25 protein-coding genes are annotated in these 22,026 nt (G+C 39.9%); 12 read left to right on the top strand and 13 right to left on the bottom strand.

Annotation, left to right across the window (positions count from 1 at the left end; genetic code table 11):
- The first annotated feature begins 61 nt into the window (after positions 1-61).
- From L2567_RS02610 to L2567_RS02600, 3 genes are read left to right on the top strand one after another with little or no spacing between them, the layout of a single operon-like run.
- Positions 62-520: a ferritin-like domain-containing protein gene (locus L2567_RS02610; RefSeq protein ID WP_235296134.1), complete on the top strand. Its 459-nt coding sequence runs from the start codon at positions 62-64 to the stop codon at positions 518-520.
- Between the two features lie 9 nt (positions 521-529).
- Entirely contained in the window at positions 530-1,411 is an 882-nt protein-coding gene (locus tag L2567_RS02605; protein ID WP_235296133.1) for a mechanosensitive ion channel family protein, read from the top strand.
- 5 nt (positions 1,412-1,416) lie between these two features.
- Positions 1,417-2,775, top strand: coding sequence for an NAD-dependent succinate-semialdehyde dehydrogenase (locus L2567_RS02600; protein WP_406626648.1), 1,359 nt, complete (start codon positions 1,417-1,419; stop codon positions 2,773-2,775).
- Between the two features lie 165 nt (positions 2,776-2,940).
- Here the strand turns inward: L2567_RS02600 and L2567_RS02595 are convergent, their stop codons facing one another.
- A complete protein-coding gene (locus L2567_RS02595; protein ID WP_235296131.1) occupies positions 2,941-3,915 on the bottom strand; it encodes an endonuclease/exonuclease/phosphatase family protein in 975 nt (324 codons plus the stop codon).
- A 92-nt stretch (positions 3,916-4,007) separates the two neighbouring features.
- On the opposite strand from L2567_RS02595, the gene L2567_RS02590 reads away from it, so the two are divergent.
- The 3 genes from L2567_RS02590 to L2567_RS02580 all read left to right on the top strand — a co-directional run bounded on the left by L2567_RS02590 (position 4,008) and on the right by L2567_RS02580 (position 7,082).
- Complete coding sequence (locus tag L2567_RS02590; RefSeq protein ID WP_235296130.1) at positions 4,008-4,223, top strand: hypothetical protein; 216 nt, start codon at positions 4,008-4,010, stop codon at positions 4,221-4,223.
- Between the two features lie 162 nt (positions 4,224-4,385).
- Positions 4,386-6,212, top strand: a complete 1,827-nt coding sequence (locus tag L2567_RS02585) for a M1 family metallopeptidase (protein ID WP_235296129.1) — start codon at positions 4,386-4,388, stop codon at positions 6,210-6,212.
- Entirely contained in the window at positions 6,213-7,082 is an 870-nt protein-coding gene (locus L2567_RS02580; RefSeq protein ID WP_235296128.1) for a hypothetical protein, read from the top strand.
- 16 nt (positions 7,083-7,098) lie between these two features.
- On the opposite strand, the gene L2567_RS02575 is transcribed toward L2567_RS02580, so the two are convergent.
- Both L2567_RS02575 and L2567_RS02570 read right to left on the bottom strand, forming a co-directional pair.
- Entirely contained in the window at positions 7,099-7,485 is a 387-nt protein-coding gene (locus L2567_RS02575; RefSeq protein ID WP_235296127.1) for a DUF3052 domain-containing protein, read from the bottom strand.
- Positions 7,485-7,904 carry a tellurite resistance TerB family protein gene (locus L2567_RS02570; protein ID WP_235296126.1) on the bottom strand — a complete coding sequence of 140 codons (420 nt, stop codon included), beginning with the start codon at positions 7,902-7,904 and terminating at the stop codon, positions 7,485-7,487. The genes L2567_RS02575 and L2567_RS02570 overlap by 1 nt, the downstream gene beginning before the upstream one ends.
- Positions 7,905-8,020: 116 nt before the next feature.
- On the opposite strand from L2567_RS02570, the gene L2567_RS02565 reads away from it, so the two are divergent.
- Together L2567_RS02565 and bshB1 are read left to right on the top strand one after the other, a co-directional pair.
- Positions 8,021-9,079, top strand: coding sequence for a 3-oxoacyl-ACP synthase III family protein (locus L2567_RS02565; RefSeq protein WP_235296125.1), 1,059 nt, complete (start codon positions 8,021-8,023; stop codon positions 9,077-9,079).
- 7 nt (positions 9,080-9,086) lie between these two features.
- Entirely contained in the window at positions 9,087-9,803 is a 717-nt protein-coding gene (bshB1, locus tag L2567_RS02560; RefSeq protein ID WP_235296124.1) for a bacillithiol biosynthesis deacetylase BshB1, read from the top strand.
- Between the two features lie 15 nt (positions 9,804-9,818).
- Here the strand turns inward: bshB1 and L2567_RS02555 are convergent, their stop codons facing one another.
- From L2567_RS02555 to L2567_RS02530, 6 genes are all read right to left on the bottom strand, one after another.
- Complete coding sequence (locus L2567_RS02555) at positions 9,819-10,337, bottom strand: hypothetical protein (protein ID WP_235296123.1); 519 nt, start codon at positions 10,335-10,337, stop codon at positions 9,819-9,821.
- 2 nt (positions 10,338-10,339) lie between these two features.
- Entirely contained in the window at positions 10,340-10,669 is a 330-nt protein-coding gene (locus L2567_RS02550; RefSeq protein ID WP_235296122.1) for a hypothetical protein, read from the bottom strand.
- On the bottom strand, positions 10,644-11,780 hold the full coding sequence (locus L2567_RS02545) for a THUMP domain-containing class I SAM-dependent RNA methyltransferase (RefSeq protein ID WP_235296121.1): 1,137 nt from the start codon (positions 11,778-11,780) through the stop codon (positions 10,644-10,646). The genes L2567_RS02550 and L2567_RS02545 overlap by 26 nt, the downstream gene beginning before the upstream one ends.
- Before the next feature lie 4 nt (positions 11,781-11,784).
- Positions 11,785-13,413: an acyl-CoA carboxylase subunit beta gene (locus L2567_RS02540; RefSeq protein WP_235296120.1), complete on the bottom strand. Its 1,629-nt coding sequence runs from the start codon at positions 13,411-13,413 to the stop codon at positions 11,785-11,787.
- Between the two features lie 158 nt (positions 13,414-13,571).
- Positions 13,572-14,993 carry a Do family serine endopeptidase gene (locus L2567_RS02535; protein WP_235296119.1) on the bottom strand — a complete coding sequence of 474 codons (1,422 nt, stop codon included), beginning with the start codon at positions 14,991-14,993 and terminating at the stop codon, positions 13,572-13,574.
- 81 nt (positions 14,994-15,074) lie between these two features.
- Complete coding sequence (locus L2567_RS02530) at positions 15,075-16,361, bottom strand: hypothetical protein (protein WP_235296118.1); 1,287 nt, start codon at positions 16,359-16,361, stop codon at positions 15,075-15,077.
- Between the two features lie 36 nt (positions 16,362-16,397).
- On the opposite strand from L2567_RS02530, the gene dapF reads away from it, so the two are divergent.
- The gene (gene dapF / locus L2567_RS02525) at positions 16,398-17,186 is read left to right on the top strand and encodes a diaminopimelate epimerase (RefSeq protein WP_235296117.1); all 789 of its coding nucleotides are present in this window, start codon (positions 16,398-16,400) and stop codon (positions 17,184-17,186) included.
- On the opposite strand, the gene L2567_RS02520 is transcribed toward dapF, so the two are convergent.
- From L2567_RS02520 to L2567_RS02510, 3 genes are read right to left on the bottom strand one after another with little or no spacing between them, the layout of a single operon-like run.
- Complete coding sequence (locus tag L2567_RS02520; RefSeq protein ID WP_235296116.1) at positions 17,183-17,944, bottom strand: class I SAM-dependent methyltransferase; 762 nt, start codon at positions 17,942-17,944, stop codon at positions 17,183-17,185. The two genes, dapF and L2567_RS02520, sit on opposite strands and share 4 nt — an antisense overlap.
- Positions 17,944-18,249, bottom strand: coding sequence for a hypothetical protein (locus tag L2567_RS02515; protein WP_235296115.1), 306 nt, complete (start codon positions 18,247-18,249; stop codon positions 17,944-17,946). The genes L2567_RS02520 and L2567_RS02515 overlap by 1 nt, the downstream gene beginning before the upstream one ends.
- 1 nt (position 18,250) lies before the next feature.
- Positions 18,251-18,571 (bottom strand): tetratricopeptide repeat protein, encoded by a 321-nt coding sequence (locus tag L2567_RS02510; protein ID WP_235296114.1) that lies wholly within the window; start codon positions 18,569-18,571, stop codon positions 18,251-18,253.
- 87 nt (positions 18,572-18,658) lie between these two features.
- Here L2567_RS02510 and L2567_RS02505 point away from each other — a divergent pair, with 87 nt between their 5' ends.
- The 3 genes from L2567_RS02505 to L2567_RS02495 are packed head-to-tail and all read left to right on the top strand — an operon-like array spanning position 18,659 to position 20,988.
- Complete coding sequence (locus L2567_RS02505) at positions 18,659-19,399, top strand: electron transfer flavoprotein subunit beta/FixA family protein (protein WP_235296113.1); 741 nt, start codon at positions 18,659-18,661, stop codon at positions 19,397-19,399.
- 21 nt (positions 19,400-19,420) lie between these two features.
- Entirely contained in the window at positions 19,421-20,383 is a 963-nt protein-coding gene (locus L2567_RS02500; protein ID WP_235296112.1) for an electron transfer flavoprotein subunit alpha/FixB family protein, read from the top strand.
- Positions 20,383-20,988 carry a bifunctional nuclease family protein gene (locus L2567_RS02495; RefSeq protein ID WP_235296111.1) on the top strand — a complete coding sequence of 202 codons (606 nt, stop codon included), beginning with the start codon at positions 20,383-20,385 and terminating at the stop codon, positions 20,986-20,988. Before L2567_RS02500 ends, L2567_RS02495 begins: the two co-directional genes overlap by 1 nt.
- On the opposite strand, the gene L2567_RS02490 is transcribed toward L2567_RS02495, so the two are convergent.
- The gene (locus L2567_RS02490) at positions 20,928-22,001 is read right to left on the bottom strand and encodes a threonine aldolase family protein (RefSeq protein ID WP_235296110.1); all 1,074 of its coding nucleotides are present in this window, start codon (positions 21,999-22,001) and stop codon (positions 20,928-20,930) included. The genes L2567_RS02495 and L2567_RS02490 overlap by 61 nt on opposite strands.
- Between the last annotated feature and the right edge of the window lie 25 nt (positions 22,002-22,026).

Genomic DNA, 22,026 nt, shown 5'->3' with positions numbered 1-22,026 from the left:
CATCTTAAGCATTTATTCTCTATGTCAATAGATACTAAATTCTACCATTAAATTTTATCACATGGATATTGCTAAAATAAAAACAGCGCTACAGGATTTGATTACCAGGTTGAAAGACGCTGAAGACGGTTTTGATACCATTGCAGATCATACAGAAGACAAAACATTGGCTAAATGGTGTCGATCTTTTGCTGCAGACAGACATAATATGCACCTGGAACTGCAGGAACTCTCTGAGTCTCTTGGAGGTGATCCAGAGGTAAGCAGTACCGTTTTAGGCCAAATGCATAAGATGTTTATTAATTTCAAACTCAATTTTGTGGATAGTGACATTCCGGGATTGGTCGAGGAGATCGAGCGGGGCGCCAAAGTTCTAATCAAAGACTATGAAAAAGCACTAAAAGATGTCGAAATGCCTACTAATATCGTATCCAAACTTATTAGTCAGAAAACCACCGTTGAAGTAGAGTTACAAAGATTGCTTGATTTAAAGAAAGAATATACAAGACCTAAAACTTAATATTTATATATGGAAGTACTGAATGATTTACAGGAACAAATTGTAGGATACTATGATCAATTTATTGTTCTGTTGCCAAAGGTTGCGCTTGCGATTGTTGTATGTGCCCTACTATTTGTCATCCTGGGTTTTTTTAGAAGAAGAATTATCAAATATGCCCGTCTGAAGGCAGAGGACCAGCTGCTCATCAATTTCTTTGATGGTGCGATCAACATTGCCATAGTTATCCTTATTTTTCTGGTCTTCCTCTATATCATAGGCATGGCCGCTATCGCTGGTTCAGCACTTGGAGCGGTAGGTGTATCGACCTTCATTATTGGTTTTGCATTTAAAGATATCGCTGAAAATTTTCTGGCAGGAGTCATTATGGCTTTTAAAAGACCATTCAGAATAGGGGACTATATTAAAAGCAATGACGTGGAAGGTTCTATTTTAGAAATGAATTTAAGAGATACCCACATCAAAACCGTTGATGGTAAAGATGTCTATGTTCCTAACGGTCAAATTTTAAAAAATCCGTTATATAATTACACCATCGATGGATATTTACGCGGTAGCTTTATCGTTGGAGTGGACTATGAATCTGATATTGAAGAGGCTCGAGAAATCATTCTTAGAGAAATCATGAATATAGAAGGTATCCTTAAAGAGGATAAGCTCCCTCGCACACATGTGAAAAATTTAAACACATCTACGGTAGACATTGAGGTTTTTTATTGGATCAACACATTTGACGATAAGTTCAGTGGCTTGGAATTGAAATCTATCGCACAATCCAAGGTAGTCGCTGCACTAACTGAAGCCAACATTGGCATGCCTGCGGATATCGTTGAATTGAAAAATTATGACGATGGATTATCGCTTAAGGAAAGAAAAATGCTTGAAAATTGAGTAAAATAATCACATTAAATCCGGCCACGGAAGAACAATTAAAGGTCTACAAGGAATTTACCTTAAATGAAATTGAAAAGACCATCAACGATGCGCATGAAACTTTTCTGGTTTGGAAATCAACTACTTTCGGGAAGCGAGCGGAATTGATGCATAAAGCTGCTGATATTCTTGATGAAGATATAGGAGAGCTGGCAAGCATGATTACGACCGAAATGGGGAAGACCCTTCAATCAGCAAAAGCAGAAATAGAAAAATGTGCCTGGGTATGTCGGTACTATGCAGACCATGCAGAACGTTTTTTAGAAGAAGAAATCATCGATACCGATGCCAGTAAGAGTAAAATATGTTTCAGACCATTGGGCGTGGTGTTGGCCGTTATGCCCTGGAATTATCCCTTTTGGCAAGTCTTTAGATTTGCCGCACCTGCATTGATGGCTGGAAATGTAGGTCTGCTAAAACATGCCAGCAATGTGACAGGTTGTGCCTTAAAGATCCAAGAAGTTTTTAAAAAAGCCGGGTTTCCAGAACATGCTTTTCAATCTTTGATCATATCCAGCTCGAAAGTTGAAAAAATCATCAATCATAACTATGTTCAGGCTGCTACGCTGACAGGAAGTGAACCGGCAGGTGCAGCCGTGGCTTCAGAATCGGGAAGCAATATAAAGAAAACGGTTCTGGAACTTGGAGGGAGTGATCCTTACATTGTATTAAAGGATGCCAATCTAGATTTAGCGGTGGACCAATGCACTCAATCACGATTATTGAATTCAGGACAAAGTTGTATCGGAGCAAAACGCTTCATTGTTGTGAAAGATATTTACAATCAGTTTTTAGAGCAATTTATTAAAAAGATGGCTTCTGCATCCGTTGGTGACCCTATGGATAATGTTGATTTAGGGCCAATGGCAAGAAAAGATCTACGAGATCAAGTGCACCAACAAGTCACTGATAGTGTCAAGAAAGGAGCAAGGCTTGAATTAGGAGGACAGATTCCCAATCGTCCAGGCGCCTATTACCCTCCAACAATACTGACCAAGGTGGCACCTGGTATGCCGGCGTATGAAGAAGAAATATTCGGACCTGTCGCATCAGTCATCAAAGTAAAAGATGAGAAGGAGGCTATCCGAATTGCCAATGACACTAAGTTTGGGTTAGGTGCATGTGTTTTTACAGAAGATTTGGAAAAGGGAGAAAGAATAGCAGAGTACGAATTAGAGGCGGGCTGTTGTTTTGTGAATCAGTATGTAAAATCAGATCCCAGATTACCTTTCGGAGGAATAAAAACCAGTGGCTATGGGAGGGAATTGAGCTATTTTGGCATTAGGGAGTTTACAAACGTTAAAACTGTCTACATCAAATAGACTGCTTACTTCTCAGGCTCTTTAAAACCTGCCCCCTCGATTTAGAAGATTTGATTCTTAAGCGATCGGTCATACTTAGCTTTCGAATCATAAACTTGCCCTCATTTTTCAGAGCGTGTTTTTTGCCTTTTATGGTTCTATACTTTCTCATCGGAGACGCATTCTTTATTTAGGGACATGAAACTCGACATTAACTGGATAATGATCAGATCCGATATCTTCTAGCACTTTAAAATCTATCAGTTCTAATCCCGGAGAGCAAAATACGTGATCTAATGGAATTTTAATAGGAAACCAGGTAGGAAAAGTAGAATAGAAGCCACGACCCACCCTTGGATCCTTCATTCCAGATGCTTTCTTATAGTATAGAGACGCTCTTGACCAAGCAACATCGTTTAGGTCTCCTATCAGAATTTGATGGTCATCTTCTTTTTGAGCTTTAAAGTATCGTGCGGCCTGAGCTAGCTCGCGATCTTTATAATGAGTGGTTTCAGCCTCACCCGGGAATGGTGGCTTTGGATGCAAACCCAGAATCCTTACTTTAACACCCTCGATGTTAAGTAATGCTTCTGCTGAGGGAATGGTCGGTTTGACCAGATAGTTGATTCCTCCTTCTAAGAGTTCTCTCTTCGTAAAGAACATCAAACCGTAGGTATTCTCTCTAATCTCGTCAAAATGGTAAGGAAAATGTTTCTTCAATGCATTTACCCCTTTAGCCCAATCTGTATTGGTCTCGATTAGGAAAACAACATCAGGATCAATTCTCAAAACAAGGTCTACTAGGTTTTGATATTGATCATTAAATTGATATACATTGAAAACAAGGATATTCAAACTGTTTTTTGCATCCTTCTTATCTTTAAAAGGAACTTCGATTGAATTTAAAGGAGTAAATGGTAAAACTGAAATGAGGCAAGCAACAATGGCGGCCACTAGCAAAAGGATAGCAGCAATCGTGAGCCATGTAAAGGGAAGAAATATCAAGGTGATAACCAGTAATAATGCGTTTAGGCCAAGATACACCGCCCTAAAGTAGGACTGTCCTCTGACGATCCAGTGAGAGCAGTCTAAATAAGGCAGAAATGTGCCCACGACTGAAAAAAGGATAAAGCAATAAACAATTATAGTCATTGGATTCATGAGATATGGTTACCTTACGTAAGAATCGAACATATGTTCGCGTCGATATGTATTAGTTGAAATTTAATTTTTTCAATCAAAATAAAACAAAAATGAACAAAGCAGTTGGTGGAATTTTAATCGTACTTGCCATCGTACTAGGATACATGGGTTACAACAAAGTTTCAGAAAGCACGGCTTCAGCTGAAATTCTGGGTTTAGAGGTTTCTGCTTCTGATGAGAGTGGAAAAACATCAGGTTATATCATGTTGGGTTTAGGTGTGGCATGTTTAGTAGGTGGAGTAGTGATGCTGGGAAGAAAATCGTGATTTTTATATATTAGCAAAGTGGATGGCAATAACTTACTTTATTGGATAGCGCTAATTTGCTTTGCTAATTTCTTATCTGCCCAGAAGGTTGAGACTGGCCGGGCTAACTATGATATCGAGGTAAGCTTAGACACCAGGAAAAAAAAGCTAACTGCTAATTCTATGATCACATGGACTAACCCATCTGACCAAGCAGTATCCGAATTGCAATTTCACCTTTATTACAATGCCTTCAAAAATACATCCTCCACTTTTATGCAGGAAAGTGGGCGATTTAGTTTATTGACTAAATCCTTGAAGGAAGAGTGTCATTGGGCTTTTTCAGAAATACTGGAATTAAAAGATGAGGCAGGAAATATCCTAACAGGTGAATTCATTGCGCCTGATGATGGTAATGAAGCAGATCAAACGGTTTACCGTGTTGCTCTGATGCAGCCGGTTCCTCCTGGAGGAACAAGCAAGTATTTTATGAAGTGGGAAGCGAAAATTCCCAAAAGCATGGTTCGCACTGGATATAATCAGGATTACTACTTCTTCGCTCAGTGGTTTCCCAAGTTGGGTGTCTATGAGCCCGCAGGAATGAGATATGAAAGACAGGGAGCATGGTCGTGTCATCAATATCATGCACTTGGTGAGTATTATGGTGAATTTGGCGATTACAAAGTCACCATTGAAATTCCGGATACTTACATTGTCGGTGCCAGCGGTCAAAAGGTGGAGGAGGTAATCAGAAACGGGCGTAAGGCTGTCACCTTTGAAGTTAAAAATGTAATTGATTTTGCTTGGACTTGTTCACCTCACTTTCAGACCCATGAAGAAAAATGGCAGGATGTGGATATCAAATTGTTTTACTATCCTTCACATGCAAAATTTGTGGACAGATATTTTACTGCTGTAAAGCAAGCGTTGACTTATATGCAGGAATATGTGGGAAATTATCCATATTCCAGTTTAACGATGGTCGATTCTCCTATTCACGGCTTGTTCGCGGGTGGAATGGAATATCCCACATTGTTCTCTTCATTGAGTTCCAATTTACTTCCTTCAGGATTTAAGGCTCCAGAAACTCTGGTCGTACATGAGTTTGTTCATCAATATTTCATGCAGATGGTCGCTACCAATGAACAAGAGGAGCCTTGGATGGATGAAGGCATCACCACCTATTACGAAGGGAGAATTATGGATCATTACTACGGGGAAGAGCAATCGTTATTTCAGATGGCTGGTATTCAAATGGGCAATCAGGAATATAATCGATATGAGTTTTGGTCCAGCGATAATCCCCAGGTGGCTGACAATAGTTTCATGGCCAGAGAATTTGTCCATGGAGGATATGGGCCTATAGCTTATAACAAGACAGCCATGATGCTTAGAACATTAGAAGGAATTCTTAGTCGGTCCAAGTTTGATGAAATCATGAAGATTTATTTCGAAACCTGGAAGTTTCATCATCCGTGTGGTCTAGATTTCATACAGATTTTCCAGGATAATATCAGCAATGAATATCTGAAGGAACTACAATTTGATTTAAATTTATTTTTTGAACAAGCCCTTTATGGCACTGCAATTTGTGATTATAGGGTTACAAGTATAGAAAATGAAAACCAGCTTATTACCGGTGGTTTAAGTGAAAACCTTGATGACTGCGAGCCTTTTTCGGTTGAAAAAAATAAAAACTACTACAATGCCTCTTTTGTCCTTGAAAGATTAGGAGATATGATTCTACCAGTTGAAGTGAAGGTAGAGTTTGAGAGTGGAAGGCAGGAATTCATAGTCTGGGGAGGAAAAGAGCGCAGTAAAGCATTTAGTTTCTCAGGTACTGGTAAAATTAGCAAGGTACAGTTGGACCCCAATCGTAAATTAATTCTTGAGAAAAATTTCATCGACAACACCTTAAGCTTAGAGCAAAACAAGTCATATAGAAAATATACTTCCAGATTTAAGGTAGGGATACAGAACCTTCTGGATTTTCTAAATTTTTTAAGTTAAATGAAGGCCCTGAAAATATACGCTAGGGCATGGCAAGGCGTCTTAAAGTACAGATGGCCTATCCTTTTTTTGTATGTGGCTAATCTGGCGACCACCTTCATTGTCACTTCACCGATCACGTTTTATTTTAAAAGTAAGTTTGAAAGATCAGATGTGCTAAACCAAAAAGAGGGCTTTGATGTAAGTATGGTCTTGGAATTCTTAAATAATTATGGTTCTGCTTTGGGTCCAATGTTATACTTGTTAATCATCGTCATAGTATTCAGTTATATATTCAGCATCTATACAAGTTCTGCCATTCTTTATGCTGTAGTGAGTAACAATCAATATATCGTTCTAAGATCATTTTGGAACGGAGGATTAAATTATTTTTGGAGAATACTTCGGTTAAGTTTGTACTATCTGATTACCATAATGATCATAGGATTCGTATCTTATCGTTTTTCCTTATTCATGGGTATAAATATTCTGGAGGTTCATAGTGATTGGGAATTTATTCAGAAATTGTCCATCAGCGCTATCCTTTTTGTGCTGCTTGCATTTTTAGTATTAATGGTTAAACAGTATGCGAAGCTTCAAATTGCAGCTTACAACCAGCCTTTTATTACTGGCGCTGTGATGAAGGGGAGCGGATTTGTATTTAAAAATCTAATATCTGCTGGTTTATTATCGGGATTGAACATTGTACTTATGATCGTTGCAGTCTTCATCCTGATTCAATTGAGAAATGTGATTCCAACCCATCTGTGGGCATTGACCTTCCTAATTGCCCAGGTGATATTGATCCTAAAAATAGCTGCCAGAATTATTCATCTAGACAGCTGTTTTAAACTTTACCTTGACCTGGAAGGAAGGCAGCGTACTGACTAATGGTAAAGATTATACTCTATCTCAGTTCTCTACGTATGACCAGTTTCAAAGCAGACCATTGAGGACTAACAGAGCAAACTTTAATATCGACTAATTTTAAGGCCAATGCCGTACTTCTTATGATATCTTCATCGAGTTCAGAAGGGAGTTTAGCGCTTTTCTTGTACCATGACACCCAGATCATACCATTCGGAACTATGCTATTTTGTAATTGCGGTAGTTGTGATTCTAAATCTTCTATGTCATTGGTAAAAAAATGGATGAAATCTAATGGCTCATTTTGAAATGCTAAATTTTCAGGTAAAGGCTCACCCAGCCATTGAAAGTAATCTTTTGGTTCATTGATAAATCTTACATTCATTCCTGCTTTAATCCCTAATTTCTCCAGCAGTGTACGAGACATCAGTTCATGTACTTCTGAAGTTTTTGTAGCAATTCATTTTCTGGTAGCTTTCCTTCTATATGGTTTTGAACGGATAAAATAAGATCGTCTGTCATTTGCTGCCTGAATCCAAGACGGAACCCCATCTTTTGAACCAGTTTTTTTTCTTCCTCGGTGACTTGACGATCGATCTTCATGCAAAAGAGGAGGTAATAAAGAACAGTCATTCGTTCCTGCTCATTTTGTGGAGGACGAAATTGATAGGCATCCAAATTTAGTTGTATTTCCCTCATTTCTTCGGCAGAGATATCCATTGCCGCACAGACTTGTAGTATAAAGGAAAATTCTTTTTCATCCAGTTGTCCGTCTTTTCGCGCTAATTTGATGAGTAGTGCAACGATCTCTCGGCTTAAATTTTCTTTATTGGTGTCGTAATTCATAAATCTAAAATAAAGATTTATTTCCCACAATGCTCATCGAAATTCATAAAAACAACTAAAAAGGGAAGTAGCTGTCATTAAGAATTCATAAATTAAGGATTCTTAAATGGAACTGTATGTATTCAACGAAAATAGCGGGCATAGGAAAGTATGTGCCTGACAAAGAAGTGACGAATCATGACCTGGAAAAAGTCATGGATACCTCCGATGAATGGATTCAAGAGAGAACAGGAATCAAATCCAGAAGGTATGGCGAAAAGCACAAAGAGACCACTACAACCATGGGTGCCAGGGCGTCAGAAATTGCCATAGAAAGAGCGGGTGTAAGCAAAGAAGATATCGACTTTATTATTTTCGCAACACTTAGTCCTGATTACTATTTTCCGGGTTGTGGTGTTTTGCTTCAAAGAGAACTGGGCATTACGGGGACCGAAATCGGTGCACTTGATATCCGAAATCAGTGCTCAGGCTTTGTATATGGATTAACAGTTGCAGATCAATTTATTAAATCCGGTATGTACAAGAATATTTTACTTGTGGGAGCAGAAATGCATAGCATGGGTTTAGATTTTAGCACAGAGGGTAGGGGAGTAACAGTGATTTTTGGTGATGGGGCCGGTGCTGTAGTGCTGCAGAGAGGTCCTGAGGGGCATGAAGGAATCCTTGCATCTCACTTACATTCCGATGGTACGCATGCTGAAGAATTGGCTATGATTAACCCGGGTTCGCATGGTGGATACCATCTGGGAAAGGAGAATTTCGGATACCCTGAGGATAAAGAGTACGGTGGCATTTTTCTGACAGATAAAATGGTGGAAGAGGGAATGATCTTTCCTAATATGACGGGACAGTTGGTCTTTAAAAAAGCAGTCCAGAAATTCCCTGAAGTCATTTTAGAAGCGCTTCAAACTGCAGGTCTTAAAACTAAGGACATTAAGATTTTAATTCCTCATCAGGCGAACCTTCGTATTGCGCAGTTTGTTCAGAAAATATTAAAGTTGGAAGATCGACAAGTATATAATAACATTGACAAATTCGGAAACACCACAGCAGCATCTATTCCGATCGCACTTTGCGAGGCCTGGGAAGATGGAAGGATTGACAATGGAGATCTGGTCTGTCTGGCAGCCTTTGGAAGTGGATTTACTTGGGGAAGTGTTTTATTAAAATGGTAAGAGACAAATGGAGGTAGATATTTTAGCGATTGGCGTTCATCCGGATGATGTCGAACTGAGTTGTTCTGGTACTTTACTGGAACAAATAGAGAATGGGTATTCAGTAGGATTAGTGGATTTGACCCAGGGAGAATTAGGGACTCGAGGTACTCCTGAAATAAGAATGAAAGAGGCTCAAGATGCAGCAGCATTAATGGGAGCTGAATTCAGGGTTAATCTTAATATGAAAGACGGACTTTTTTCAATTACTGAAGAGAATCTGATTAAGGTTATTGAAGTCATAAGAACCTATCGGCCTAAAATTGTATTGGCCAATGCCATTCAAGATCGCCATCCTGATCACGGTCGTGCTGCACAATTGGTGCATCAGGCCTGTTTTCTTTCCGGGCTAAGGAAAATTAAAACGTCTAAAGACGGTGAGGTACAAGAAGCATGGAGACCTAAAAATGTTTATCACTACATACAGGACAGAGCACTTGAGCCTGATTTTGTCTATGACATTTCTAATGTCATTGATATGAAAATGGAAGTCATTAAGGCATTTAAGTCCCAATTTTATGATCCGGATTCAAAAGAACCTTCTTCTCCCATTTCCGGAAAGGATTTTATGGAATTCATCATTGCCAAGGCCAGAGACTTTGGACGGGAAGCCGGATTTCAATACGCCGAAGGCTTTACCACTTACAAGAAAATAGGCGTTCAGGATCTATTTGATATCCGATAATGATTTGAAATTTACCTACTGCTTCATCGCAGTAAAATCACAAGGTAAAGCAGTTCCAAGCAGTACAATTTTTATATTTAGTTGGCCGCCTAACAAATCTTCCGCAATGGTTGCTTCTCCAGAAAATTCCACATCAGTAAGCATAGTAGGTTCCATTGGATTCAGCGCCACGGAAACTTGTTCGGGATCAATAAATAATTGATCTCCTTCTACTCTCGCCACTAATTCTGGTAACGGTGTATTCAAATTTTGGAAACTTACCAAAACCTCACTATTGCTGGTCAGACTTTCTGAAATAACCATCGTGAATTCCTCTCCGCTGGGCAAAGGTGCTTGACAGTTTAGGACGCCGGCGTAAGTGCCGATAAATTTATCGCGTGCATAAACACATGATCCATCGCTTACATCCGCATCCGGATCGTAATTTTCTGCTGCCTCATCGGTACATCCTTCGACCTTTCTGCAAGAATCCAGGGAAGTTATTGTTCCCATTCCTACCATTACCAGAAATAAAATGTTAAGCAGTGATCTCATGTCTATTCATTTTTAGTGTTTGTTAAATGCCAATTCGGCTTTTGCTCCAGGTAATTCACATAATCTAAAGAACCCAACCTAAACCTCATATTGACTTTGGACTGCCTGGCGACTTTTTCCTCAAACTTGCAGAACAATGCCAGCTTATCAAATTGGTACGCCAACGGAAGGTTGACCTGGTAATTCGTAAACGTTGAATCATACAGAAAAGTGCTGTGTGTGACGGTAAATTCAAACTTTTTTGGCGTAACAAAATGTTGCTGAGCACTGACATGGCCACAAACTAAAATCAATGATCCAAGAATACTAAGACTTTTTACGACTTCCTTCATACAATTCGAATTTATGAAACTTAGCCGGATTAGGTCCATTGTAAAGACTAAATTTCTTACTCGGTTTCAAGCCTAACAATTTTAATGCCTGAATGTTAGAGGAAATTATCCAAACTTCAGTTCCAGGCATGTTTTTTTTCATGTGATCGCCGATTTCCTTAAAAAATTCGATGATATTCTCTTGCTTTAATCGTATGTCATAGGGAGGATTTATCATTACATGCGCCCCAGAAGGTATACTGGAATTTTCAAAGAAATTAGCATTGTGGACTTGAACCAGTCCTTTTAGCCCGGCTTCTGCTATGTTATACAATGATGCCTGGACACTTTCGGGATCTAAATCGAAGCCAACGATATCGACATCTAACGGTTTTACTTTTTCTTTGCTTTGAGCTACAATTTTTTCCCAAATCTCGCCATCATAGCCTTTCCAGTTCATGAAGCCATAGGTTCTGTCATAAAACTGAGGAGGGTGGTGAATGGCCATCCTCGCTGCTTCACATAAGAATGTGCCCGATCCGCACATTGGATCATAAAAAGGTTTTCTAAGATTCCATTCGCTAAGCAAGATTAATCCTGCAGCCAAAACTTCATTGATTGGTGCTTCCACTGTTTCTAGTCGATAGCCTCGCTTATGAAGAGAAGAGCCACTGCTGTCTAAAGAAATGGTCACTTTATCCCGATGAATGTGCGTATTGATTCGAATATCAGCATCATCCACGTCAACGTCCGGCCGCTTTCCCCATCGGTCTCTTAATTGATCGACAATGGCATCCTTGGTTTTAAGTGCCACATAATGAGAATGGTTAAAGAAGTCTGATGAAATGGCAGAATTAACGGCAATGGTTTGGTCTTTTCTGATGTACCGGTCCCAATAAACGCGTTTGACCCCAGAATAAAGATCATTTTCGTTTCTGGCTCGGAATCGACTGATAGGCATTAGGATTCGCAAGGCCGTACGTAATTCTAAATTGGCTCTGTACATCACTTCCTTGTCACCAAAGAAGGTAACCGCTCTTTGGCCTATTTCAATTTCTTCCGCACCTATGGCTCGAAGTTCATCAGCCAGGATTTCTTCCAATCCAGCCATGGTTTTAGCAACTAATTCCACTATTTTAGGTTTGGATGACACCAACATTAAACTTTTCAATTGGTGTATTTGATGACGCCTTGAGGCAATTAGAAATAAATTTTCTGGTTTCTGCAGGATTTATAATGGCATCTACCCATAATCTTGCTGCAGCATAATAGGGTTCTGTTTGGCGATCATATCTGTCTTTAATCTTTTCAAACCATTCATTTTGTTTGTTTTGATCGACCTCTTCACCTTTAGCCTTCATTGAGCTCATTTGAATTTGAGCGAGTACTTTGGCAGCTTGTTCACCACCCATCACTGCGATTTTTGCTGTGGGCCAGGCTGCAATAAACCTCGGATCATATGCTTTTCCACACATGGCGTAATTACCTGCACCATAGGAATTGCCTATAATGATGCTAATTTTTGGCACAGTGGAATTGGACACTGCATTGACCATTTTGGCGCCATCCTTAATGATACCACCATGTTCTGATCTCTTACCAACCATAAAACCCGATACGTCGTGTAAGAAGATCAATGGTATTTTCTTTTGGTTGCAATTCAGTATAAATCGAGTTGCTTTATCAGCTGAATCTGAATAGATCACTCCGCCAAATTGCATTTCCCCTTTACCATTTTTGACGACCATTCGATTATTCACTACTATACCTACTGACCATCCGTCTATTCTGGCGTAGGCACAAATAATGGTTTTCCCATAATCGTCCTTGTAAAAGTTTAAGGTGTCACGGTCCACAAGACACTTCAACAGTTCTTTAGTGTCGTAAGGTTTCGACCGATTGGCCGGTATGATCCCTATCACATTTCTTTCCTCAATCTCAGGCTTTTGTGGCTTGATTCGATTTAAATAATTTTCAGATGAAAGATTCATTTTACCCACTAAATCTTTGATTTTATCCAGGCAAGATTTATCATCTGCACAGTTATAATCGGCAACTCCCGATATTTCATTGTGGGTTTTAGCACCACCCAATGTTTCTTTGTCCACATCTTCTCCTATAGCAGCTTTGACCAGATAAGGTCCGGCTAGAAAGATCGATCCTGTTCCCTCTACAATCAATGCTTCATCCGACATGATCGGCAAGTAGGCTCCTCCTGCCACGCAGCTTCCCATCACTGCAGCAATTTGTGGAATTCCTAAACTGGAAAGCCTGGCGTTATTGCGAAAAATTCTACCAAAGTGTTCCTTGTCGGGAAAAATTTCATCCTGTAATGGAAGGAAAACCCCTGCACTATCAACCAGATAGATGATGGGTAGTCGATTTTCCATAGCGATTTCCTGAGCCCTCAGATTCTTTTTACCTGTGATGGGAAACCAGGCTCCAGCCTTTACGGTAGCATCATTAGCAACAATAAGGCATTGCACTCCAGAAACATATCCCATCACCACAACCACACCTCCCGAAGGACAACCGCCATATTCTTCGTACATGTCCAAACCAGCAAAGGCTCCTATTTCAATGACATCACTCTTTCGATCGATCAAATATTCAATGCGCTCTCTAGCGGTTAACTTTCCTTTGGCGTGGTGTTTTTCTATTTTCTTGAGTCCGCCTCCTTTGTGAACTTCATTCAGTTTGCGCTCTAATTTGCTCATGGCGAGCATCATCTCATCTTCGTTCTTATTAAAATTCAAGTCGGTCATTCTTTGTATCTGTAGCCGTAAATGTAGTGAATAACTCAGTATAGAGCTTCGATCTGTTCTCAAACCATGATATTATAGGTAGGAAACATTGACCATGACAACACTACAAACCAATACAGTGTTTGATAAATAGATGAAATTTATGGAGGACTTGATACTTATTCCATGATGAAAGCATATGGAAATTCACCTGGATAATTTTCATAGAACCCTTCGAGTACGACCATACCCTTGTGATCCTCCAGTTCCTTAAGCAGATCCTGCACATTTCTCACAGGTTTCTCATTGATCTTTGTAATGATATAGCCCGGATCCATATTTGTCCTTTCTATTTTGCTACCCCTGGAAACACTGACAACGTAAATACCCTCAGTGTCCAATCGCTTTTTCTCTGTTTGATCGAGATCCCTCAATTCAAAACCCAGGTCGGTGAAAATCTTATCTTTTCTGATGGCAACGTAGTCTGTACTGTTGATCTGATTTCTCAAAGTGACCTCTGCAATTTTTTCCTTACCATTTCTGATATAGGAAAGCTTGATATTATCTCCAGGACGAAATCGGCCTACCTGCTCCATAAATTCAGGAGTACTGAGGGTAGGAATATCGTTTACGCCGATGATTACATCACCTCTCTTCAGACCAGCTTGACTAGCAGCCTCACCGTTATTGACCCTGTCCAAAAAGACACCTCCCACGACTTCTAGATCGAGCTCCTTGGCTCTTTTATCATTTACATTCAAAATTGTGACACCCAACCAGCCCCTTTGAACTGCTCCAAATTCTATAATATCATAAATTACTTTTTTAGCCAGATTAGACGGAATGGCAAACGAGAAACCTTCATAACGACCTGAATAAGTCATAATGGCAGTATTGATACCAATCAAATCACCGGCAGTATTAACTAAAGCTCCTCCTGAGTTACCGGGATTAACTGCCGCATCAGTCTGAATGAAAGACTCGATGCCTTGTTGCTCCAGAATATTTATATTTCTGGCTTTGGCACTAACAATACCAGCTGTAACCGTAGATTGCAGTCTGAATGGATTTCCAATGGCGACTACCCATTCACCCACCATTACGGAGTCTGAATCACCGAAAGTAAGGAAAGGTAAGTCGTATGTATCGATTTTGATGATGGCTAAATCTGTAGTAGGATCAGTTCCAATTAGTTTTGCTTCATATTCACGGCGATCGTTTAGCATAACGGTTATGGTGGAGGCTCCTTCTACCACATGATTATTGGTCGCAATATATCCATCAGCAGAAATAATCACTCCTGAACCGGTCGACCCTCCCAGATTGTCTGCCATTGATCTGGCTTTTCCGGACTTTTGCACAGCACGTATAAAAACGACGGCTGGTCTTCCCTTGTCTGCAGCAGAAATAAAATTAGTCGGAGAAGATGAAAAATACTGCTGTTTACTGATATTCTCCTGCATAATCCGCTCTGCAGCCAATACAGCAGGTTGGCGGTACTCAATTATTTTCTCAGTAGGTTGAAAAAACTGGTTATTAACGTATACAGCAGCGAAGGCACATACGAAGCACAATAGTAAAGTGAATATATTCCGTCTCATTGAAAACTTTTCCGGTTTCATGTATAACAACGAACAATTTACCCCTTAATAATATGAAATGCTCAGAAATTGTTGAATTTATTACGCGATTTTTTCTTGATTCGGATTGATCCAGACAGCAACAAAAATCAAAACACTGATAAATATAGGTACCAACATCAAATAGGAATAAGGTACCTGGATGAAAGAATAAAAGAAGACAAAGTAAACTTTTAATGACGCTAAGAGGAAGTAAGGAGTGTAGATCGATTTACTTTTCCAAAAGTAAAGGATGGCCATTGGAATAAGACAACCCATAGAAGTTAGGTAGTGCCAAACTTTTAGTAATTCAATGCGCTCTATCAAACTTCCATCACCAAATTCATAAAACAATCCAGCAAGTCCGATTCCCCGGAATAAGTGATGTGGTTTTTCTCCCTCTGCCTGCCAGGCTGGGGCCCATTCACCTACTGCTGCAACAGTATAGCTTGATAGACTGTCCATAAACATCGAAGGATCTTTGGTTAAAAAGGGCACGATGTAGATTAAAATCAGAAGTCCAGCACTTATCCCTATAATGGTCAAAGCTCTGCGATGGTTTTGTTTTAATAGAATGATTCCCATCAATGGAAGCCAAAGCACAAAACTAAATCGAGCCATCAGGCAAAGTGCGATTGTTACTGCTATCCACCAATATTTTCGAGATATCAATGCCATGCCGAATAGCAGATAATAAGCGGCATTCATATTTTCAATAGAAACGGTAAATAAGTCCGTATCATCCAATATTATGTAGTACCAAACCAACCAGGGTGCTATGGTTGCAATAAGCAAATAAAATAGGTTCTGCGCATACTTGACAATGTAACTTTGCAGTAGCAACAAGCTTAAAGAAAGTATTGTAAATGGTATCCATCGATAATCAAAATCTAGTAGTTCCGCTAGCGTAAATGGGAGCCAGATCATCGGTAGATAGGTAGGTCGGAGGGTGTAGCCCCAGATCGAAACTTCACTGTAAGGAAAATCACCTTGTAGAAAACGCTCCACCATCACCATGACCAGTGGAATGATGTCAGACTTGGAATTGTCTGTCATTGATAGCGGATTCATCAGAAAAGCCGGTTGAAGTATACTGATGTTCATGTACAGAAAAAAAGAAATTACAATAATGGACAGTATATATTTCAAAAACTTATACCGTGATACGCTTAATTCCTTCGAAGAACTTAGCTCGAACGAGGCTGCAATCCCTAGTAATCCGATGAGGAATGAGGTGAATGCCAAGAGTATGGCACTATTTAAAGGCCCTATAATTTCTCGGTAATAGGTGACCAGGAGTACTTCTGATGCCAACAATAAAACAATAGAAATTTTTAAAAACCAATTCACAGCGCTAAACTAATTCGAAATTTTATTTTTACGTTCATGAAGTATCAATTTTGGAAATATCAGGGGACAGGTAATGATTTTATTTTTTTTGATGGAAGAGAAGATGTTTCCGTAATAAAGGACAATAAAGAAGTCATTGCCAGATTATGTCACCGCAGATATGGTATCGGGGCGGATGGTTTAATTATCTTAGAAAAGCACGAAACCAGCGATTTTCGAATGGTTTATTATAATTCCGATGGCGGAGAAAGTACCATGTGCGGAAATGGCGGTCGATGCTCGATTTCATTTGCACATTTTATGGGATTGGCGGGGGAAAAAACAAATTTCCAGGCCATCGATGGACTTCATTCCGGAGAAATAGCAAATGAAGGCTGGATTAAACTCGGCATGAATGATGTCTCAGATATGAAAAGATTAGACGAAAGAACGTACCTTCTGAATACAGGTTCACCGCACTATGTCAGATTGTTAGACCAAGGTGAAGACATTGATATCGTAGCCTTCGGGCGTGAAATTCGATATAGTGCTCCGTTCGCTCAAGAGGGTATCAATGTCAATGTTGTTCAAGAGATGGATGGCAAAATTAAGGTCAAGACTTATGAGCGGGGTGTGGAAGATGAGACCTATTCGTGTGGAACCGGAGTTACAGCAGCCGCAATTGTATATCATCGCAGTATGAACAATCTTCCGGTTGGCGATATAGATGTGATGACCAAGGGCGGAGCACTAAAGGTAAGTTTCAATGCACATAAAAACCGATATACCAATATCGTTCTGCATGGACCTGTCCAAATGGTTTTTACCGGCCAAATAGAGATCTAAGGATCTGCTTTTTCCCCAATCATGAGAATGGATACTCCAAAAGGAAAGCGTACTCCGCGTTTCAAAAAGAATCTTTCTGTCTTAAATATCCTGTATAAAACTTTATCGGATAAACTGCCCGGAGTATATTTTTCGAAATCTGATCTGTTCTCTTGCGATTCTGTATTTTTATTTGGTAAAAGCTTTGAAAGTGTTCTGACCAGGGCAATTGGAGGAAAGAGAATGGCATTAAAATAGGATTTTAGATTTACACGTAAACCAGCCTCAGAAAATAGTTTTCCTAATTGAGTCCTGGTGTATCTTCTGAAATGATAATTCACTTCGTCGTGTTCACTCCACAAGAATTGGTATGCTGGAACGGTTACGAAAAATTTCTGATCTTGCTTCAGCACCCGCTTGATTTCATGAACTGCTTTTTGGTCGTCTTGAATGTGTTCAATGACATCGAAAGCACAGACCAGATCAAAACTATTATCTTTAAAAGGAAGATCAGTTAACGATCCTTGGATCACATCCATTTTCAATTCCTCTTTGAGAAAATGACAACAGTCTTTATCGTATTCGAGTGAGGTTACTTCCCCAAATGATTCCAGCATCTTAGAGGTTGCACCGGTAGCTACGCCGGCGTTGAGTATTTTAAGTGATTTGCCTTTGTAAATCCTATTGCTGATCATTGAGCTCAAAATCTCAAGCCTAGCCCTGAACCACCAATGTTCTCTTTCGAGTTGGTAATATGCTTTGTAGTAGTACGCTTCCATTAAGTAGCCTTTGACTTCATATAGGCATCAGCTATATGGTTCCATTCTTGGTCAATGGTGCCCATGAATCCATCTTCACCTGCCTGTGTGTACCAATAGGACGCATTCCATTTGTCTCCCTCAATTCTGTGCAATAAGCCATGAACATAGGATCCCCATTTTGAAGGAATATCCTGCGCTATGTCATGTGCCATCTCCCATTGGCCGGCTTTGATATGGTGTAAACTTTGTAAGATAGGATCACTAAACTCTTGATCGGTCTGGCCGGCTTTGTCCTTAAATTCTTCTATATCCAATGGTGTCATTTTATAATTCTAGCTCTAAATTTAATTTGGCTCCTTTCAGCTCCGAAAGCGCATGCAAGTCTTTGAGATCTTCTGCGACCTGGATTCCTTTCTCATATATGGCCAATGCTTCCTCGGTCATGTCCAGTTCTGCATACAAGCCTGCCAGGTGATAATACAAGCCCACATATTTTGGATCATCTATTCTCAATTTTTCGTAATATTCTAATGCTTTCTCTGCTTCTCCAATATTTTCATATTCTTTTGCAATGGCAAACAAGAGAAATCCATCATTTGGTGAATCTTCTATGTGATTTAATAAAGTTTCAAGACGCTCAGTCATCTGGACAATTTTTTGACAACAATGGCTGTTCACAAATGTTATCTGTTATAATTATATATATTTGTGGCAAAATTAAGGAAATAAGTTATGAAGTTTTTAGTGTGTATTAGCAAAACGCCTGAAACTACAGCGAAAATAGCTTTTACTGAAAATAATACCGAATTCGACACCTCTGGTGTTCAGTTCATTATGAACCCCTATGACGAATGGTATGCATTGGTAAGAGCAGTGGAGTTGAAGGAAAGTTTGGGAGGTGAGGTTGTGGCTATAAATGTTGGGCCTGCAAGCAATGATATCATCATTCGTAAGGCGCTTGCCATTGGAGCAGATAGAGCTATACGAATTAATGCAGAACCTGAAAGTGCACTGGGCGTTGCCAAGTTGATCGCAGATCATGCAAAAGATGAGCAATATGATATTGTATTTACGGGTAAAGAAACCATAGATTTTAATGGTAGCGAGGTTGCAGGAATGGTTGCAGAGTATCTTGATTTGCCATTCATATCATATGCCAGCAAGTTGGAAATGGAAGGTCAGACTGCTACGATCAACAGAGATATAGAGGGTGGTGTCGAAGGAATAAAAGTAGATACACCTTTTGTCATTTCCGCGGCTAAGGGTTTGGCCGAGCAAAGAATTCCTAACATGAGAGGGATCATGATGGCTAAGCGGAAACCGCTAGAGGTCATAGAGCCTGGAGACATTCCCGCACCGGTAAGTGTGGTCAAATATGAATTGCCTGAAAAGAAAGAAGGTGTAAAACTGGTTGATCCTGAAAACATGGATGAATTAGTAAGGTTGTTACACGAAGAGTCGAAAGTAATTTAAATATAGAAAAACTAGAATTAGATGTCAGTATTAGTATTTGCTGAAACGATAAAAGGACAATTTAAAAAGGCCGCATTTGAAGCGGTGAGCTATGCCAGTAAGGTAGCTGAGAAAATGGGTGCTGACTGTATTGCACTCTGTTTGGGTGAAGTCAATGGTGCCGGAAATCTAGGGAAGTATGGGGCTTCAAGAATTTTGAATGTGAACGATGGGGCTTTGAATCACTTTAATAGCCAGGCATATACTTCAGTAATTGCTCAGGTTGCCAGAGATATCGGCGCTCAGGTCATCATCTTAAGTCATAGCAGCAACGGAAAATCCTTGATTGGAAGATTGGCTGTCAAAATGGAAGCTGGCTCAGTTTCCGGAGTCAACGCCTTACCTGACGTGGATGGAAGTTTTAAAGTGACCAAAGGTGTTTTCTCTGGTAAAGCATTTGCTACTTATGAAATCAATACCGATGTTAAGATTCTTTCATTGATGGGAAATTCCTTTGGTGTAGAAGAAACAGGAAGTGCTGGTAATGTAGAACAGATGTCAGCTGAAATACCATCGAGCAGATTGCAGGTTACAGAGGTTGAAGTCTCAGAGGGTACTGTCCCTTTACCCGAAGCTGAACTTGTCGTTTCTGCTGGCAGAGGAATGAAAGGTCCGGAAAATTGGGGAATCATTGAAGAACTAGCGGACATTCTTGGAGCAACGACAGCATGTTCCCGACCTGTGGCCGATTCTGACTGGCGACCTCATCATGAGCACGTAGGTCAGACAGGTATTGCCATAAGACCTAATTTGTACATTGCTATCGGAATATCAGGAGCAATCCAACATCTTGCAGGAGTGAACAATTCAAAGGTTATTGTCGTAATTAATAAGGATCCCGAAGCACCATTTTTCAAAGCAGCAACTTACGGTGTGGTGGGTGATTTATTTGAAGTGGTTCCGAGGCTTAACGAGGCATTGAGAAAATTTAAAGCCGAAGCTTAATGAAAAAAATAGAACTGGACATAGTTGCGTTATCTCATAGCGTTACTCAGTCGCATAACTATGCAGTTGTACTGGGTGAAATTTTAGGATCAAGGAGACTTCCAATCGTGATTGGTGGATTTGAAGCACAGGCCATTGCCGTTGCAATGGAAAAAATGTCACCAAATCGCCCATTGACTCACGATTTATTTAAGAATACCCTCGAAACATTCGATATAGAGCTTAAAGAAGTTGTCATCAGTAACTTGCTAGACGGTATTTTTTATGCGAAGCTGGTGTGCCTCAGGAATGGAGAGTATTTTGAAATTGATTCCAGAACCTCAGATGCCATTGCTATGGCAGTTAGATTTGATTGTCCCATATATACTTTTGAGTTTATCATGGAGCAGGCAGGAGTAGTGCTTGATGAAGCGGAAGAAGAAAGAATGGCTTCATCAGCCAGCAGACCTGCCCGACAACAGGAAAAAGATGAAGATGCACCACTACATACTTACAGCAAGGATGCACTTAATAAGCTGTTGGAAGAAGTTCTCAAAAACGAAGACTATGAGCGTGCAGCTGAAATTCGTGATGAATTAAAATCACGTGAAGGTAAGGACAGTTGAGAAAGTACGGTTTTCAGCCGGTCCATCATCTCTTTGGTAATGTCAAGATGAAAAACAAATCTAATGGTTTGTGGTCCAAATTGCACCGCTAGTATGTCATTTTCTTTTAGCTTTTTGAGCAGCTCTTGAACGTCATATTTACTTTTAATATCAAAGATGAGTATGTTGGTCTTTACAGGTCGAATGTCGTCCACAAAATTACATTGACCTAAAATTTCAGCAATTTCCTTTGCTCTGTCATTGTCGATCTTTAATCTTTCTACATTGTTTTCCAATGCATATATGCCTGCGGCGGCAAGAATTCCAGCTTGCCTCATCCCACCTCCCATCACTTTTCTAAATCTTCGGGCTTGGCTGATAAAATCGGTATCACCGATGAGCAAAGACCCAACCGGCGCTCCCAATCCTTTACTCAGACAAATGGAAAGGCTGTCAAAATAACGACCCACCTCTGCAGTGCTTTCGCCCGTTTCTACCAAAACATTGAATAATCTGGCACCGTCAAGATGCAGTTTAAGTCCTCGCTCTTTACAAAGGGCGCTAATAGTTGCAATTTCTTCTAATGTATAATAGCTTCCGCCCCCCTTATTGCAAGAATTCTCCAGGACGACCAAGCTAGATTTAGGTAGCCAATCGTAGTCATCTTTAATTGCAGCTTCAATTTGATCAGCCGTTATTTTACCATTGTTTCCTTTAATGAGGTTGATAGCGACTCCGGAATTGAAGGCATACCCTCCGGTTTCATATTGATAGATATGAGAAAGCTCATCACAAATCACCTCATCTAATGGTTGAGTATGGACTTTAATCGCAATTTGATTGGTCATGGTTCCTGAAGGACAAAAAAGTGCACCCTCTTTTTCGAAAAGGTCTGCAGCGAGCTTTTCCAGACGATTGATTGTGGGATCTTGTCTGAAGACATCATCACCTACCTCTGCACTCATCATAGCCTTCAACATGGCCGTGCCTGGCTTTGTCACCGTATCGCTCATCAAATTAATCACCTTATCCATTTTCTTAGTTTAGAAAATGAAAATA

This window comes from Portibacter marinus (genome assembly GCF_021533195.1).
Taxonomy (GTDB): Bacteria; Bacteroidota; Bacteroidia; order Chitinophagales; family Saprospiraceae; genus Portibacter; species Portibacter marinus.
This window is presented reverse-complemented; position numbering and strand designations above follow the sequence as displayed.